At 47.4% G+C, this 17,578-nt stretch carries 14 protein-coding genes; 8 read left to right on the top strand and 6 right to left on the bottom strand.

Annotation, left to right across the window (positions count from 1 at the left end; translation table 11 throughout):
- Nucleotides 1–119: 119 nt before the first annotated feature.
- Nucleotides 120–905 (bottom strand): SDR family oxidoreductase, encoded by a 786-nt coding sequence (locus QNH15_RS02945; protein ID WP_283892459.1) that lies wholly within the window; start codon nucleotides 903–905, stop codon nucleotides 120–122.
- 191 nt (nucleotides 906–1,096) lie between these two features.
- Here QNH15_RS02945 and QNH15_RS02940 point away from each other — a divergent pair, with 191 nt between their 5' ends.
- Nucleotides 1,097–2,398 (top strand): helix-turn-helix domain-containing protein, encoded by a 1,302-nt coding sequence (locus QNH15_RS02940; protein ID WP_283892458.1) that lies wholly within the window; start codon nucleotides 1,097–1,099, stop codon nucleotides 2,396–2,398.
- A 155-nt stretch (nucleotides 2,399–2,553) separates the two neighbouring features.
- Here the strand turns inward: QNH15_RS02940 and QNH15_RS02935 are convergent, their stop codons facing one another.
- Complete coding sequence (locus tag QNH15_RS02935) at nucleotides 2,554–2,982, bottom strand: cytidine deaminase (RefSeq protein WP_283892456.1); 429 nt, start codon at nucleotides 2,980–2,982, stop codon at nucleotides 2,554–2,556.
- A gap of 516 nt (nucleotides 2,983–3,498) precedes the next feature.
- On the opposite strand from QNH15_RS02935, the gene QNH15_RS02930 reads away from it, so the two are divergent.
- From QNH15_RS02930 to QNH15_RS02920, 3 genes are read left to right on the top strand one after another with little or no spacing between them, the layout of a single operon-like run.
- A complete protein-coding gene (locus tag QNH15_RS02930) occupies nucleotides 3,499–5,040 on the top strand; it encodes an AbgT family transporter (RefSeq protein WP_283892454.1) in 1,542 nt (513 codons plus the stop codon).
- Nucleotides 5,041–5,070: 30 nt separating this feature from the next.
- Nucleotides 5,071–6,384, top strand: coding sequence for an amidohydrolase (locus QNH15_RS02925; RefSeq protein WP_283892452.1), 1,314 nt, complete (start codon nucleotides 5,071–5,073; stop codon nucleotides 6,382–6,384).
- Between the two features lie 12 nt (nucleotides 6,385–6,396).
- Nucleotides 6,397–7,833: a M20 family metallopeptidase gene (locus QNH15_RS02920; RefSeq protein WP_283892450.1), complete on the top strand. Its 1,437-nt coding sequence runs from the start codon at nucleotides 6,397–6,399 to the stop codon at nucleotides 7,831–7,833.
- A 57-nt stretch (nucleotides 7,834–7,890) separates the two neighbouring features.
- On the opposite strand, the gene QNH15_RS02915 is transcribed toward QNH15_RS02920, so the two are convergent.
- A complete protein-coding gene (locus QNH15_RS02915) occupies nucleotides 7,891–8,616 on the bottom strand; it encodes a ZIP family metal transporter (RefSeq protein ID WP_283895407.1) in 726 nt (241 codons plus the stop codon).
- 220 nt (nucleotides 8,617–8,836) lie between these two features.
- On the opposite strand from QNH15_RS02915, the gene QNH15_RS02910 reads away from it, so the two are divergent.
- The 4 genes from QNH15_RS02910 (at nucleotide 8,837) to QNH15_RS02895 (ending at nucleotide 14,647) form a co-directional block, all read left to right on the top strand.
- On the top strand, nucleotides 8,837–9,142 hold the full coding sequence (locus QNH15_RS02910) for a heterocycloanthracin/sonorensin family bacteriocin (protein WP_283892449.1): 306 nt from the start codon (nucleotides 8,837–8,839) through the stop codon (nucleotides 9,140–9,142).
- 144 nt (nucleotides 9,143–9,286) lie between these two features.
- Complete coding sequence (locus QNH15_RS02905; protein WP_283892447.1) at nucleotides 9,287–11,173, top strand: bacteriocin maturation protein; 1,887 nt, start codon at nucleotides 9,287–9,289, stop codon at nucleotides 11,171–11,173.
- Entirely contained in the window at nucleotides 11,170–13,110 is a 1,941-nt protein-coding gene (locus QNH15_RS02900; RefSeq protein WP_283892445.1) for a TOMM precursor leader peptide-binding protein, read from the top strand. The genes QNH15_RS02905 and QNH15_RS02900 overlap by 4 nt, the downstream gene beginning before the upstream one ends.
- Nucleotides 13,111–13,132: 22 nt before the next feature.
- A complete protein-coding gene (locus QNH15_RS02895) occupies nucleotides 13,133–14,647 on the top strand; it encodes a SagB family peptide dehydrogenase (RefSeq protein ID WP_283892443.1) in 1,515 nt (504 codons plus the stop codon).
- Between the two features lie 47 nt (nucleotides 14,648–14,694).
- Here QNH15_RS02895 and QNH15_RS02890 read toward each other — a convergent pair whose 3' ends face one another.
- The 3 genes from QNH15_RS02890 to QNH15_RS02880 form a co-directional block, all read right to left on the bottom strand.
- Nucleotides 14,695–14,838 (bottom strand): hypothetical protein, encoded by a 144-nt coding sequence (locus QNH15_RS02890; RefSeq protein ID WP_283892441.1) that lies wholly within the window; start codon nucleotides 14,836–14,838, stop codon nucleotides 14,695–14,697.
- A 419-nt stretch (nucleotides 14,839–15,257) separates the two neighbouring features.
- Nucleotides 15,258–16,619: an APC family permease gene (locus tag QNH15_RS02885; protein ID WP_430667117.1), complete on the bottom strand. Its 1,362-nt coding sequence runs from the start codon at nucleotides 16,617–16,619 to the stop codon at nucleotides 15,258–15,260.
- Nucleotides 16,620–16,624: 5 nt separating this feature from the next.
- Nucleotides 16,625–17,536, bottom strand: coding sequence for an acetamidase/formamidase family protein (locus QNH15_RS02880; RefSeq protein ID WP_283892437.1), 912 nt, complete (start codon nucleotides 17,534–17,536; stop codon nucleotides 16,625–16,627).
- Nucleotides 17,537–17,578 lie beyond the last annotated feature (42 nt).

Raw genomic sequence — 17,578 nt, 5'->3', positions numbered from 1 at the left:
GTATGTATTGGCTGAATTGTCTGTCTATAAGTGTAGCGAACCTTTCTATCTGTGTAAATGGATGGGTTTTGTCAAAGATAAAAAGCACTCGTTGTATGAGTGCTTTTTGATGTCGGCTCTTAAATTTCCAGTTCCCAATGTTCTTTTTCGGAGTCTTTCATTTTCTTTTCGGTTTCCTCCGGATAGGCGGTGCGAAAAGGGTGGTGCTCCAATGGAATGATTTCCACCATCTTGCGGACCATGTCCTCCGGATCGTACTGATCTTTTAAACTTTCCTCTTGTTTTTTCATATCCTCGATCCGTGTGAAATTCTTTCCTTTTTCAAACCACTTGTACTTCTCCTCTGCACTCCGGTCGTTGAAACCAGTCGCAAATGGGCCAGGGTTGATGGTCGCCACCTGTACACCGAACTCCTCCAATTCCTTCCGCAACGTCTGTGCGATGCCTTCAATGGCATGTTTTGTTGCCGTATACGGACCAACGTAAGGAGTAGCCGCAATCCCTGCGATGGAACTCATAAACACAATTTTCCCGAACCCTTTTTCCACCAGCTTCGCAGCGGCAAGCTGTACCGTTTCAAGCGTGGCAAATACGTTCACTTCAAACAGCGCCCGGAAACGATCCAACGGAACTTCCGACAACGGACCGCCTTCATTGATCGCCGCATTGGCCAAAAAGATATCAAAATCATGCTCCTTGATTTGCTCGCGGTCCCGCTCATTGGTGATGTCAAGCTTAAAGACCTCAATATCGAGATTCTTTTCACGCACTTCCTTCATGAGGTCACTTTGCTGGGACGTCAGTTCCGTCGTTGCAATCACTTTATGCCCGTTTTGGGCGAGTCCAATGGCTGTCCCTCTTCCCAGTCCGCTTCCGGCACCTGTAATAAAAATGGTTTTTGACATATAATAAAACGCCTCCTGATCATTTACTCTTCCACTTCTTCCCTTCCCTTTTCATCGTTGTGATAAAACTCCATGGAAGATTTGAAAACCATTCCCTTCCTGTTTTATCATAAGAATAGAGTTATCCAGTATATGAGGAGCTTGTGGCCTTGAAAAAAGAAGGCCCGGCACTACTAAAAGGACGTTTTATCATGAGAATTCAGTTAGGCGTGATCGGTCCGTCCGATTCAGTAGAATTGGTCAAAAAAGCAGCAGAACATTTCGATACTATTGATGTACTCCCATTTGTTTATAAAAAGCTCGAGGAAACGGTGGCTTTGATCGAAGAAAACAAACACCGGGTGGACCAGTGGTTTTTTTCCGGACAGGCCCCTTACCACTATGCTCTGGCCAAAGGAATCATCGAAGAAAAAGAAGGCAGCTATGCACCGGTAAACGGCATCAGCCTGTATAAAACCCTGCTCGAAGCCCAGGTGAAAGAAAACAAAATTTTTTCGACCATGAGCCTCGACAGTATTCAGGATGATGAACTCAAGGATATCGGCGAAACCATTCCGACTTTTCAGCTGTATACCCTTCCGTATACCGGCTACCTTCCTCCAGAGGATCTGATTGATTTTCATGTCCAGCTGTACAGAGAGGGAAAAACCGAGGTTGCCATTACATTTATCCAAGAGGTGTATTTTGAGCTGAAAGCACTTGGGATCCCTTGTTACCGGGTAACGCCCGGTATACCATCTATCCGGCTCATGCTCCAGTATTTAAAAGAGTACGGTCTGTCGCAGTGGTATAAAAAAGCCCAGACGGCCATTCTCGGCATCACCGTGTTTGATTCTCCGTCCTCTTCCGACGAATCCTTTTATACGTACAAACGAAGGCAACAGGAGTTGGAGCTGCAACGGATTCTGCTTCATTATGCGGAGCTGGTCCACGGTTCTTTTCAACAAATCGGTGACGATCACTTTTACATCTATACCACCCGTGGCGAAATGGACCTCCACTTCGGAGACAATTCGCTGCACCAGCTGATCGAGGATATCAAGCTTCACAGCAATTTGCAGATCAACATTGGCCTCGGCTATGGCTTAACGGCGCTTGAGGCCGAGCAAAACGTGAGACTCGCCTTTCGGTTCGCCCGCCGGTATGACAAGCCGGTGATCATCCAGGTGAATGAGGACAAAACCGTAACCGAAAGCCTGCAAACGAATGAACAGGTCTCCTATAACGGACGCACATTCGGTGACCAGTGGAAGGAAACGTTAAAAAACGCCACCATCAGTCCGGCGGTAGTCGGAAAAATCCAATCGTTCGCCCAGCATTATAAAAAGAAGACCGTTACCGCCCTGGAAGTATCGCAATGGCTAAAAGGAACCGAACGAAACGCAAGGCGCATATTAACTGAACTCGAAAAATTGAACCTGGCTGAGGTCACCGGCGAAGAACAGTCCGGATACCGTGGCCGTCCGCGCAAAATTTATGCACTGAAATTGTAAAAGCCCTCCTTGATGGAGGGCTTTTACGTTTGGAAGAGGTATGTTACGGAAGGTTACTCACCGTTTTGGGTACGTTACTCACAGAACCACTCATTTTCATTTTTTGCCAGCAAAAAATACAGCCGCTCAACGGTCAGTGCATTCTCTCCATCCATTTAAAATTCACTTCGATATTTTTCTGGAAGCAGTTCCATTACATTACATTTTACGATTTCCCCATTATAAGGAAGAATGACTTCTGTCTCTTTGCCATAGTCGCTGATCAGCTCACGGCACATGCCGCATGGAGGAACCACCCAGCAGTTTTCTATATTTTCGTGAGGATGAGGGTGTGCAACAGCTACAAATGTTTCGAAATTATGCTCTCCTTCTGAGATGGATTTACCAAGAGCCATGGCCTCAGCGCATACTGTAATTCTCCCTATATTGGCTTCCACATGGACCGCGGCGAAAACCTTTCCTGTTTTGGTTCTTACTGCTGCGCCGATATGATGCCGTTCATATCTGTAATTTTTTTCTATTACTTCTTCTGCTGCTTTAATCAGTTCATAATCTCTTTCTTCCAGTGGCTTTACATTTAACATAACTACCCTCCCATACTTCCGTTTATAAGTTTGACAGCGCGTGATAGGCCATATGCTCTTCCCCACGTTTAACAAAAAATTCATAGAAGGTTGATCCATTAAAATCGTTTGAACTGAAGTGAGAGCCTGGCGCCCAGCTGCCCTGGTTCACACGTTTCACTTTGTAATGTAAACCTTCGCTTTGAAATCGTTCAGCCACCTTAAAATACATGCTTTGGTCAAATGCGGTATAAACCGGTACGTTCTTTGACAAAAAATTAAATAGTTTCAGAGCAATTCACCTCTCTACATATTTTCCATATCCGACTAAAATTCTCCATAAAATGAATTCTCTTTCATTTTTAAATCTCCTTTAATATTCTATATTCCATTTATATGTAAGGAATCTTAACATGATTTAAATTTTATTAAAAAAGAAGAAGGATTCTGTCAGACTATGCTGAATACTTTGTTTAACGGAATATTAACGGACAATTTCCGTTAATAAAAAATACTGCAAAAGAAGGTGATTTTGAAATGGCAGAACTATCAGCCAGTGTTCAAAAAAGAAGTGCAAGGGGCATTTCTGGTTTTTTGAATACCATTGAACGGCTTGGGAACCGTCTCCCCCATCCTTTTATGCTTTTTGTGTACCTGGCATTATTCATGATTGTTTTATCTGCAATTGTCAGCTTGTTTGATGTATCTGTTGTGCATCCTGCCACCAAAGAAACATTGAAAGTCAAAAGCCTGATTTCTGGTGAAGGCTTGAAATTCATGCTCACATCGATGCTCGAAAACTTCACCGGATTTAAGCCGCTTGGCCTTGTTTTGGCGATGGTGCTCGGCATTGGGCTGACCCAGCGCGTCGGATTGTTCGAGAGCGTAATCACAAAGACAATCATTAAGGCACACAAATCGGTCATTACCTATACCGTGTTTTTTATCGGTATTATGGCCAACATTGCGTCAGATGCTGCTTTTGTAATCATTCCACCGCTGGCCGCTGTGGTCTTTTACTCCATCGGCCGAAATCCGATCGCAGGGCTGGCTGCTGGTTTTGCCAGTTCGGGAATTGGATTTACCGCCAATATCTTAATCGCAGGAACAGATGCGCTCCTATCCGGTATCTCAACCGAGGTAGCTCACACGATTGATGCCAATGCATCGGTCTCCCCTGTGGATAATTGGTACTTTATGAGCGTTTCTACCATTGTTCTGACAATCGTTGGCGGCCTGGTGACGGAAAAATTCATCGAACCCCGCCTTGGCACCTATGACGGCGAAACAGGAAAAAAGGAACTCGATTTCACGTCCAATGCTCTTGAGAACAAAGCATTACGCAACACGTTCATTGCTGCCATCCTTTACATCGGGCTTGTGGCTCTTGTGTTGTTTATTCCGAACTCCCCGTTGAGAGGAGAAGGCGGAACCATTATCCCTTCACCGTTTTTGGATGGAATTGTTCCAATCATCCTGCTCTTTTTCATTACCGTTGGTGTCACATTTGGTGTCACGATGAAAAAAATCAAGAAAACGAGCGATGTGCCTGCCCTGATGACCGATTCAATCCGGGACATGGCCGGCTATATTGTACTTGTGTTTGCCATCGCCCAGTTTATTGCCTACTTCAACTGGAGCAATCTTGCCACATGGATTGCGGTCAATACGGCAGATGGCTTGAGCTCCATTAACATGACCGGGCTGCCGGTTATTATTGGCTTTGTACTTGTCTCTGCCTTTCTGAGCCTGTTCATCATCAGCGGATCAGCTTTGTGGGCACTTGAAGCTCCTGTATTCATGCCGATGCTCATGCTGCTGAATTACAATCCCGCCTTCATTCAGGTGGCCTACCGGATCGGTGAGTCTTCCACAAACATGGTCACACCGCTAAATCCGTACTTTGCCATTCTGCTGACGTTCATGAATGAGTATGACAAAAAAGCGGGAATCGGCACCCTGATGTCGTTAATGATTCCGTATACGATTGTGTTTCTAGTCGTTTGGATTATCCTGCTTCTTGCCTTTGGACTTCTCGGCATTCCGGTTGGACCTGGAGTCGGCATGTACATTAACTAAAACTTAGAACATCCTGGAGAGTGATTTTAAATGGCAACAACGAAAACAAGTACTGTTCATGATTTATATCCCGAAATTGTAGAATGGCGCAGGGATTTCCACCAGCACGCTGAATCAGGATGGGTGGAATTCCGTACAGCTTCGCTTGTGGCTTCCCGTCTTGAAGAGTGGGGGTATGAGGTAAAAGCAGGAAAAGAAGTGGTAGATGAAGAGTCCCGCATGGGTGTTCCTTCAGAATCCTTTTTAAAAGAACAGGAAGAACGCGCTCTGGCACAGGGGGCTGATCCTAAGTGGCTTCCTTACTTATCAGGCGGTTTTACCGGAGTGGTCGGACTCCTGGACACCGGCAAACCCGGACCTACCGTTGGCCTCCGTTTTGATATGGACGCGCTCGATTTGAAGGAGTCGTCAGATGCTTCACACGTGCCGGTGAAGGAAGGCTTTCAGTCGCGAAACCACAACATGATGCATGCCTGTGGACATGATGCTCATACCTCCATCGGTCTCGGTCTGGCCAAGCTTTTATCCGAGAATAAGAACGAACTGACCGGAAAAGTAAAGTTTATCTTTCAGCCAGCGGAAGAAGGCGTCCGCGGGGCCAAGTCCATGGTAGCGGCAGGTGTCGTTGATGACGTGGACGTCTTTTTCGCCTCCCATATCGGAGTAGGCATTCCGCTCGGACAGATTGTGAGCGGAGCCAATGGATTCCTGTCCACCACAAAAATTAATGTGGACTATACAGGGAAAGCCGCACATGCCGGAAGCAATCCGGAAGACGGAAAGAATGCGCTCCTCGCTGCCTCGGCCGCTGTGCTTAATCTGTATGGCATCAGCAGGCACAGCGCCGGCCAGTCCAGAATTAACGTTGGCGTGTTTGAAGCCGGAACCGGACGAAATATCATACCTTCTTCGGCTCATTTAAAAGTGGAAACCCGGGGCGAAACGACCGAGATTAATCAGTATATCCTCAAACAAGCGCTGAACATCATTTACGGAGCGGCCTCCATGCACGATGTGGAAGTCAAAACAGATGTTGTCGGAGAAGCGAAGACGAGTGATTCCAGCCCTGAACTAAAAGTGTATGTGGAGGAAACCGTAAAGGATATCGAAGGTGTAGACTCAGTGATCAGCGATTCTCCGTTTGGCTCGGGCTCCGAGGATGCGACCTATATGCTGGAACGAGTCAAGGATCTCGGCGGCTATGCCACGTATCTGATCTTTGGCACAACGCTCGCTGCTGGCCATCATCACGAGAAATTCGATATTGATGAATCCGCCATGAAAATTGCAGTTTCCTCCCTTGAAAAGCTCGTGTCACATGTTGAGAAATTTACTCTTAAATAGGCGGTGTTAACGATGAAAACAGCGGAGTCTGTCTATCAAATTGAAAAGCTCATTGAAGAAAACCGCGATGCGTATATCAACCTAAGCGACACCCTTTGGGATTTTGCAGAAACAAGATTCGAAGAATACCAATCCTATAACCTTCTCGCCGGTGCGCTTGAAAAAGAAGGATTTAGCGTGGAGCGGGGCGTTGGTGGGATCGAAACGGCCTTTATCGCTACATACGGACAGGGTAAACCGGTCATTGCTCTTCTGGGTGAATATGACGCCCTCCCCGGGTTAAGCCAGCACGCAAGGACAGCTTCACCGGATCCTGTGGTCCCAAACGGCAACGGCCACGGGTGCGGCCATAACCTTCTTGGCACCGCACCTCTTGCGGCTGCCATCACTTTAAAAAAACAGATGGAAGCTGAAGGAGTAAAAGGAACCATTAAATATTATGGCTGTCCAGGTGAAGAAGGCGGATCCGGAAAAACTTTTATGATAAGAGAAGGACTGTTTGAGGATGCCGATTGTGCCCTCACATGGCACCCCGGCTCCTACAGCGGCATCTTTTCATTCTCGTCTCTCGCAAACTATCAGATTGCGTTTACGTTCAAAGGAAAAGCATCCCATGCCGCCAACTCTCCCCACCTGGGAAGAAGCGCACTGGATGCGGTAGAGCTCATGAACGTTGGTGTCAATTACTTGCGCGAGCATATCATTCCCGAAGCACGCGTCCACTACGCCATCACCAATACAGGCGGGCTGTCACCGAACGTCGTTCAGCCGGAAGCTGAGGTATTGTATCTTATCCGCGGACCGCAAATGAGCGATGTAAAGAGCATCTACAACCGGGTGCTGAACATTGCCAAAGGCGCAGCACTCATGACCGAAACCGAGGTCGATGTCCGGTTCGATAAAGCATGCTCCAACTATCTGCCAAACACATCACTTGGCAACGTCATGCACAAGCAGCTCGAAATCTATGGAACTCCTGACTATGACGCGAACGAGATGAAGTTTGCAGAAGAAATTCACCAACAGATTACAGCGGAGGATATTCAAAATACGATTCAGGAAATCAACAAGCTTACTCCCAATAGCCGGCTGAAGACGGTTAATAATACCTTCCTGGGAACCGTCCTTCCGTTTGAAGAAACGAGGGAGTTGATGTTCGGTTCCACCGATGTTGGCGATGTCAGCTGGACGGTGCCGACCGCTCAGTTCTTCGGATCCTGCTTTGTTTTTGGCACACCGCTACATACCTGGCAGCTCGTCAGCCAAGGTGCCACCTCCCTTGCCCACAAAGGCATGCTGCAGGCAGCGAAAGTGCTGGCAGGCACAGCATGGGAGATTTTGCAGGACCCTGAAATAGTGAGGCAGGCCAAGGACGAACTTGCCGGACAAACAGACGGACAAGCGTATGAGTGTCCGATACCAGAAGGAATTACACCTTCTCCGCTTTAAAAAATCAATATAAAGAAGGCAGCTCTCCTATTGGACTGGCTGCCTTTTTATTTCAATCTACAATGACAGGTTGGTGAGATAGATCATTGAAATCAGCCCAATGACAAACGAAAAGGTTGCTGAGCGTTCGTTTCCGTCGCCATGGCTTTCGGGAATCAGTTCTTTGTATACAACAAACAACATAGCACCTGCCGCAAAAGCCAGTCCATAAGGGACGATGCCAAGAAATGCATCGGACAGCTGCAGCCCGATGAGCGAAGATACCAATTCGATTAAACCTGTAAAAGCTGTATATAAAAAGGCCTGTAACCTCGGTATCCGGTTCGTGACAAGAAAGAGGCACACAAGAAAACCCTCCGGTATATTTTGCAGGCCGATCGAAAAAGAAACCAAAGACCCTAACTCGGCAAACTGACTGGCATAGCTCACCCCGACGGAAATTCCTTCAGGAATATTATGTATAGCCATGGCCGCAATGATAAGAAGCGGGCGGATTTGAGCAGAGTCAGCTCCATGTCCTGCATCCTGATGGGGTAGAACAATTTCCAGCAGGGTGAGGACGGTCGTTCCAACCAGGATGCCAACGGTCAGAACAAACATATTTGAAAGCTTCAAAGTAGACGGAATTAATGCATAGGCAGAAGCCGCCACCATAATTCCTGCACTGTATGCCAGCAGGTTATCTTTAACACGATGGGATACATTACGGATTAGCAGCGCTGGCAGGGCTCCGAAAACCGTCCCCAAAGCACTGAGAAAGATTCCCAGATTAATCTCCACAATACCTCCCCTTTTATCACCTGATGAATCATTATATGTACAACCTTTTTATTAAAGACAGAAATTCAGTGAGTCTTAAGCCCATAAGTGTTTGTTTCCGCTCCTGACGGTAACTTGGTACAAGTACAATCCATACTTTATGGTGAGGGTAATTGTCAGGAAGACAGATGTCCCTTGCGTTGTCTTTGTTCGTTCAACCTTTTAGGCAAAGGAGGTTATCGTATTGGATGAATTCAAGTGGAATCTTGAGGGATTAAACACGGAAGATGTCAATGTCAGCAATGTTCAGCCGAACTATCCGCAGTATCAGGATATGAATGATCCTGCGCGTCAGTGTGTGGTCGTTGGTGTCTGTGTGGTTGGGACTTGTGTCGGGCCGTGCGGAGGCTGTGGCGGATGCGGCGGATGCGTAGGATGCGTAGGCTGTGCTCGCTGTGCGGGATGCGGCGGTTGTGCGCGCTGCGGAGGTTGTGGCGGACGCTGCGGAGGTTGCGGAGGTTGTGGCGGCCGTTGCGGAGGCCACCGTTAAGCAAAAGAATCAGGGACACAAAGAAAAGTCTTGCATCCTTTCAAAATGCAGGGCTTTTCTTTATGGAGACAGACATAAAGGACAATCAGCGATCCATATAGTTAAATGATGTCATAGTCGAGCTTTCTGAAAAGGAGGGCCATCATGCAAAAGGTTAATGATTCAATGTGCTTAAAAATGAACAGAGACACGTTTATCATTCCTGATTCGAACCAGGGAGTGTCTGTCCGGAACAATGAAAAATCGTTACGAATGGAAGGCAGCACCATCGACCGCTGGCTGGAAAGATTGACACCGATGCTTGACGGAACACGCACACTTCAAGCCATAACAAATGGGCTGCCGGAGGCTTTTCAAGATCAGGTCTACAAAATTGCACACATTCTGTACGAAAACGGCTTTGCCCGGGATGTAAGCCAGAGCCTCCCTCACCAGCTATCTGACACTGTTCTTAGTCAATACGCTTCCCAAATTGAATATTTGGACCAAATCCGAAATTCAGGGGCCTACCGGTTCCAGGTTTACCGCCAGACAAAAGCCGCGGTATTGGGAGCCGATTCACTTCTTCCTTCTCTTGTTCAATCTCTCATTCAATCCGGTCAACCGGGCTTTACGATCATTCTTACCGAATCTCAACAATCTCTCCAGCCATTTTTGAGAGAAATGATAGGAGAAGCCGCGAAAAAAGACTCCGAGTCAAATATTACTCTTATGCAGTCATCGAAAAAGGACTGGAGCACGGAGCTAAAACCCTATGATTCTGTTCTTTATAGTTCCCATGGCAGTGATCTAACCGAGCTTCGTACCCTTCACTCCCTTTGCAAGAAACAGGGAAAAACTTTTCTTCCGGTTACCATTTCAAACGGTCTTGCTTTTGCCGGCCCTGTCGTCACTGCCAAATCGGAAGTTTCCTGGGAATCTGCATTTCGCCGCATTCACCAGCGTCGGGGTCAAGCAACTCCTACTTCCCCTTCCCAAACCGCTTGTGCCCTGTTGGCAAACGTGGCCGTTTTTGAATGGTTTAAAGAAGTCACAGGGGTGTATGAAGGTCGAAAGGATACATCCTTTTACCAGCTTAACCTTGAAACACTTGAAGGAACCTGGCAGCCGTTTCTTCCTCATCCTTTGGTCAACGGCCGTGTATCTGCAGAGCCTATTGAAAACCCGGCTGAATGTCTTGAAACCCGCGCCCATCAGCCAACAAATCTGCATCCCCTTTTCCTCCAAATCACGTCCACGGATGCGGGTATCTTTCATGTTTGGGAGGAAGCAGATTTATCTCAGCTCCCGCTATCGCAGTGTAAGGTTCAAGTTGCTGATCCGAGTTCAGAAGGTCCATCCAAACTCTTTCCCGAACTCGTTTGCTCAGGTCTCACCCATGAAGAAGCCCGCCTTGAAGCGGGTCTGTTTGGCCTCGAACAATATATCAGCAACTATGAAAATGAGTTCTTTGGTGAAAATCGTCCCTTCTATTGGGGAGCGGGGATTGGCCAAACGGCTGAGGAAGGCATGGGCAGGGCACTGCAGAATGCCCTTCACGAGGTGTTTCAGAAAAAGCAGGATTACCGTGTCAGCGAAACGCCTTTAAACCTGTCTTCCCTTGAAGATGAACGGTGCCAATTTTTATGGCAGTCATTGAAAACCCTCAAGCCGGCTCCTCAGCTCTTTTCTGGAGAAGCTGTTCTCGGTTTTCCGGTGATTTGGGTTAAGGCCGACGAAAATTGGCATGGGAGTGTGGGACTGAATCAAAAGATGGCTGTAAGCCGTGCATTGCAAACGGCTTTGATAACCGCTCAAGATAAGGAAATTTGTCATTTCCCATATGGGGTTACCGCTTCCTCTGTTACCGTCCATAAAGAGAAACAGCCCGAGTTTTCCTTTAACGAAGAAACATGGAAAGAAACCTTTCTGTCTGCTTTAAATCGGCTAAACCAGAAGGCTCAATTTTACGAGCTGCAAGCGGAATCCTTTTTCACCGAACATACAAAAGACATTTATGGTGTGGTGTTAAGCGGGGTGGTACAGACATGAGCCAATCCATCGTTATTATCGGCAGCGGAATGTTGGCTGATCAGGTACACGAGGAACTGTGCGGACAGTACTCATTATCAAGGGCAGCTAAAGTAAGCGAAGCGGTTTTGGATCAACCTGCGCTTGCCCTGGTACTTCACGATTCCTGGATACCTGGGGAGCACCGGAAAGCAGAAGAGGTCTTTCGGTCATCTGGCATTCCCTGGCTCCGGGGCTTTGTTGCCTTTGGCGAAGCCTGCATCGGCCCGCTCGTTCAGTCTGATCAAGAAGGGTGCTCAGAGTGCGCAGACCAGCGCCGCTTTATGGCCGGTTCAAACCGAAAAGAACACTTTCAGCTGAAGGAATATATGATGGACCATCCTCAAAGAGAGAGTGATCCCTGGGCTTCCACTCTCGGTCTAAAACAGGCCTCCCTTCTTATTCAGGAGGAGGTTCATAGGATCTTGGCAGGAGAAAACAGCCGTACCTTTGAACATGTCTTTCTTCTGCACTTAAATACGCTCCGTCTATCCAGCCACCTCGTTCTGCCTGACCCGTATTGCCCGGTATGCGGAAATTTGCCGAAGGATACAGCAGAGGGAGCAACGATTCACTTGAAACCCAGCCCTAAAGCCTCCCTCCAAAGCTTCCGCTGCCGCTCATTGGAAGAGCTGGAAAAGATACTTGGCAGAAATTATATCGACCACCGAACCGGTCTTCTGAATCAAAAACACTACGACCTCACTTCGCCGTTCGCTGATACGGTAGTGAACCTGCCCTTGCTGACGGGCAATGAATTATGCGCCGGACGCACCCATTCCTATGTTCAAAGTGAACAGGGCGCCATCTTGGAGGGGCTCGAAAGATACTGCGGTTATGCGCCAAAAGGAAAACGCACAACGATTTATGCTCCATATGCGGAGGTGGCAGATCATGCCCTTAACCCGAAAGCTGTAGGCGTTCATACAGAGGAACAATATAATCGTCCCCATTTTCCTTTCCAGCCGCTCACCCCTGACCGATCGATTGATTGGGTGTGGGGCTACTCGCTAACACAGGAACGGCCGCTATTGGTCCCGGAGACCTTTGCTTACTACAGCCTGGGATGCGGCGGAGGGTTTGTCTATGAAACCTCGAACGGCTGTGCGCTTGGCGGCAGTCTGGAGGAAGCCATCCTCTACGGGATTTTTGAAATTGTGGAGCGTGATTCTTTCCTGATGACATGGTACGGCCGGCTTCCTCTACCGTGTCTTGATCCCGCATCAATCAATGATCAGGAATTCCAGCTCATGATCGAGCGCTTACGCACGGTGGCTGGCTATGAAGTCCGGCTGTATAACTCAACAACCGAGAACGGCATCCCAAGTGTTTGGGCTATTGCCAAAAGTACAAAATCCACAGGCATGAACGTCGTCTGTGCCGCCGGAGCCCACATTGACCCAATGAGGGCGGTAAAAGGGGCGGTACAGGAGATTGCCGGTATGCTGCTCAACCTGGACGAAAAGCTCGAACACAACCGGGAAAAATACGTCAGCATGTATCACGATTCCTATCTCGTCCGGCAGATGGAAGACCACTCGATGCTGTATGGCTTAAAGGAAACAGAAGAACGCCTGTCCTTCCTGCTGGATCAGCCTGCCGTAAGACGCTTTGACGAGGAATTCGCGTCGCCCAATCAGCATCCGGATTTGCTTGACGATTTAAAGGATATCCTGAACATTTTTCAAGGTCTCCAGATGGAAGTCATTGTCGTGGACCAAACCAGTCCGGAATTGAAACGAAACCGACTTCATTGTGTAAAAGTCATCATACCTGGCATGATTCCCATGACGTTCGGCCATCATCTGACTCGCCTGAAAGGATTGGACCGGGTACTTAACGTGCCCGCGAAACTCGGGTATACCAAAAAACCGCTGAACATGAGCGACCTGAATCCTTATCCTCATCCGTTCCCATAATTCGTCCCGAAGGAGGAAGACCATGAACCTCAATGAGTTTTTATATAAACTTCATTATGAGACCGACCGGGTAAAGCCTGGGGACTGGGTGGTGAACTGGGACGACGCCCCCCTTCCCTATAAGCTGTACCAGGGATTGCCTTCAGTAGAACTGCCCATTTCCCCCCTTTTCCATTTCAAAGAGAGAAAAACATTCGTTCCATCCCTAGAAGAACTCGGCCACTTTTTAAAATTCACGTTCGGCCTTACCCAGATCAGCCAGACTTTGCCGATTGATGACCAAACCGGGGAATGGACCACCTACCGGCGCTTTGCCCCCTCGGGCGGCGCCCTTTATCCAAGCGAGCTGTATCTTTATTTAAAAATGGAAGGCCTCCCGCATGGCATTTACCACTATGATGCAGCACATCACCGATTGGTGGCTTTGCGAGAAGGGAATTTTGACAGCTACCTCCAGCGGGCTCTCGGGAGCCGTTGTGATGTTTCCTCCGTCTTTGGCACGGTTTTTCTCTCGGTTTTTTTCTGGAAAAATTTTTTCAAATACCACAACTTTTCCTACCGGCTGCAGGGATTGGACACCGGATTTGTGATTGGCCAGCTGCTGGAAACGGGCAGGAGGCTCGGGTTTCAAACCAGTGTATATTATCAGTTTCTTGACCATGCTCTTAACCATCTTTTAGGAATATCTGAGCAAGAAGAAAGCGTATATGCGGTACTTCCTCTTTCCGTTGATCCGGCGGTGGAGTTATCCAGAGAGGAGAAACTTGAAGAATCGGTCACTGCCGCTTTCTTATCAAGCGGACTGCCGCCACTTTCCCATTGTCATTACGTGCGATCAAGAGAAATCAGGGCCTACCCGGTAATACTAAATATGAATGAAGCCTGTTTGCTGGACTCTTTACAATTTAAAAAAGTGAAAAAGGAGGCAAAGGCAAAACCTCCTCAAACAGAGCGGTTATCGTACGACTTTTATTCTGTCTGTGGAAAACGCCATTCCCCCGGGCTGGACTTTTATCAGAAGCCGGTAAGTAAATCTACATTAACAGCTCTTCTAAACGAAGCCTTCTCTGCCTCTTTGCACCAAAATGATGTGGATGTATTAGACGTTTCACTGTATTGCTACACCTATAACGTAGCAGGTTTACCGAACGGCTTTTATTCTTACAATGAATCAAGCCGTGATTTAACGCTTATTGAGGAAGGTGATTTCCGCACCGAGCTGCAGGACGGATTGCTGGCGGACACGGTCAACCTGGCCCAGGTTCCATTACATTTTGTCATTGCCGGTGCAAGAGACCATAACCAAGCTAATTATGGATACAGAGGCCACCGCATTCAGCACATGGAGGCCGGGATTTTGTCCCAGCATTTGCTGCTCGCCGCTTCTGCATTGGACCTCTCTGGACATCCGCTCCTTGGGTTTGATGTAAATACCTATGATGATCTCTTTAAACTGAAGGAAACGAAAAAAACAAGCCTGCTGTTCCTGCCAGTGGGGAGTTCACGTCCCCTGCCAAGATTACAGGGACGATTATAGCGAATAAAACGGCGGGTTAGGATCCCCCGCCGTCTGTATATTTATTATCACCCATCATGTAATTCGAGCTGTCCCCTGGTTTCGCACCTGAATGCGTCGGGGAGGTGTGAATGGTTGTTATTTCTTTTGCGTTTCCAGTCTAGTAAAATAGCAAACCCGATAATGACTACCAGCAAGATTACCAGCCACATGATCCCACCTCCTTTTTAACCTTCTTTAATTATATTTATCTTACCTGTCACAAATGTGGTTAACTGCTATTAAAAACCAAATTAATGAAGCAAATAAAAAGAGATAAACATTCTTTTTTTCTCCCTTGGATTTGTACCATAGGGCGAAAAAGAAAAAAGTAATTCCTAAACAAGCTAACCCAATCTTCTTCATGAATGGAGTATCATAATCCTCATTGAACCATCCAATAGTAGTGAAAAGGAGAGCGGCAGACTCGCAATACCAGCAACCTCGTATAAACTTTTGATCCAGGTTTGTTTTCTTTCTGAAAGAAGATACCCATCATATTCTCCTTTCCTTTTTCCAAATACTACCATAACCGATCAATGTTAAAACAAAAAGGAGCATCCCCTTTTCATAAGGGAATGCTCCTTTTCTATTAATCTAGCTTCAATCCTGTATCCCTCTTCATCAGTTTTAAGGCAATTAAATATACAATTCCAATCCCCAGCCAGATGAAGCCGAGCTTCTTGGAGAGCAGATCCAAGTTGATCCAGACGTAACCGATGATCACAAAACCAACAATCGGCAGGATGAGGTGCCTGACATAATCGGTGCTCTTTTTTTTCCTGATAAAATAGTTGATGACAGATAGATGCAGGAACAAGAAAGACGACAAAGCCCCAAAGTTCACCACAGAAGACAGCATGCCGATCTTAGAGGCAAAGAATGCTGTGACGATAATAGAAATAATGGCAATGGCAATCGTTCCGAGGTAAGGCGTCTGGTACTTCGGATGAATTTTGGCCAAGAATGACGGCAGTTTGCGGTCACGGGCCATGCTGAACAGGATGCGTGAAATGGCTGCCTGCGCCACCAGTGAATTGGCAATTCCCCATGAGAGGGCGGTTGCCAAGATGGTCAAATACTTCAGCCACGTTCCACCAGCCACCTCGGCGATTTGATAGAATGCAACATCCGGATTGCTGAAACTTTTAAAGTCAGGCCAAATGAGAGCTGCCACCCACGTTTGAATAATGAATAATGCACCTACTGTGAGCAGCGCATAAATACAGGCTTTACCAATGGATTTGCTTCCATCCTTGGTTTCCTCCGCTAGGGTGGAGATACCGTCAAAACCGAGGAAACTCAAGACCGCAATGGAAACGGCTCCCATGACGACACCTAAACTGAAGTGGTTTTTGTCATACAATGGCTTGATCGTCAGCTCCGAGCCGTTGACACCTTTGGCGATCGCCATGATTCCCACCAGCAGGAAGATACCAAGAATGATCAACTCAAGAACCACGATAATCTTGTTAGCCTTCGCCGTAAATTCGATTCCCCGGATGTTGATCACCGAATTGATCACGATAAAAATAAGGGACCAGACGAACAGAGGAATCTGCGGCACCATATCGTGAAGAGCCGACGCGCTCACCAAGTACAGAAGCGCCGGGATAAAGATATAATCCAGCAAGATCAGCCACCCTGCAATGAACCCGACGGAGTCATTGATTCCCCGCTGGGCATAAGAGTAGACGGAACCAGCGATGGGAAAGGCTTCCGACATGCGCGCGTAGCTTAACGCCGTAAAGATCATGCCGACCATTCCAATCAGATACGCAAGGGCAATCATGCCGTTGGAGCCTTGAACCACCGATCCGTATATTCCGAACGGCGCAATCGGCACCATGAACACCATGCCGTAAATCAACAGATCCCAAAATGACAGGGACCGCTTCAATTCCTGGCGGTAAGGCGTCTGAACATCTGCTTTTGCAGCTGTATTGGGTTCCATGCTAATCACCCCTTAAACACAGACGTAATGCTTAGACTTCTCAGCACTTCTTTTGATAGATAGCAGCGGGCCGTTTTGAGCGGATCAACAATCTGGCTTACCTGCACCTGGCCGGCCACGCTTAACAGCATCGTAATTTCCTCAAGAGAAAGGTCCGTTCTGCCGAGCAAATAATCCACCATTTCTTCCACCGCTTTATCTGCCGCCTCATCCAAGGTTTCTTTTGAAACAAGAAAAGCCATTCCCTCTTCATTTTCCACTACTGGTGTACGAATGGATTCTCCCTTAATTACACTCAGCGTCACACGGACCTTGGCAGGGATTTCGATGCCGGACACTCCGACCTCACCGTCTCCCATGGCCGCGTGCAGATCTCCAAGCGAGAAGAGGGCTCCTTTATGGAACACTGGGAAATACACCGTGGCGTTTTCGGTAATCAACACCGTATCCATGTTTCCGCCGTGATTTCCAGGTGTTCCACAGGCAACCGCACCTTCTTCAGGAGCCACACCAATGACCCCGATCATCGGATTTAATGGAAGCTCGACGTTTTCATTGAAAATCGCTTTATTATCTTTTATGGTCACCACTTTTACCGAAAACTCGGAAATCCGTTTGCCCATAACGCCAAGACCGGGACCTGTCACCATCACACCTTGGTTTTCAAGCTCAATTTTATTAATCGTTACCGCGAGAATATCCCCTGGCTCTGCCCCTTCCACATACACCGGACCAGTTGCAGGATTGATCTGGTTCCAATCAATGGATGAATACTCGGTGTTTTCCGAAGTAATCTGGTTCAGGAAACAATCATACGTCTCAATCGTGACCTCGCTTCCCGATTTCACCACTAATGAAGGCTTATGCTCCTTGCTCATTTCATAAATAAAAGACTGCTTTGTCAGAGTTTCTGGCATTTTTTATTCCCCCCATTCATTTTCATTAATTGTACAAGTATT

Source organism: Fictibacillus enclensis (genome assembly GCF_030123385.1).
Classification (GTDB): domain Bacteria; phylum Bacillota; class Bacilli; order Bacillales; family Fictibacillaceae; genus Fictibacillus_C; species Fictibacillus_C enclensis.
The sequence above is the reverse complement of the archived record's forward strand: the minus strand, read 5'-3'. Positions and strand labels throughout refer to the sequence as shown.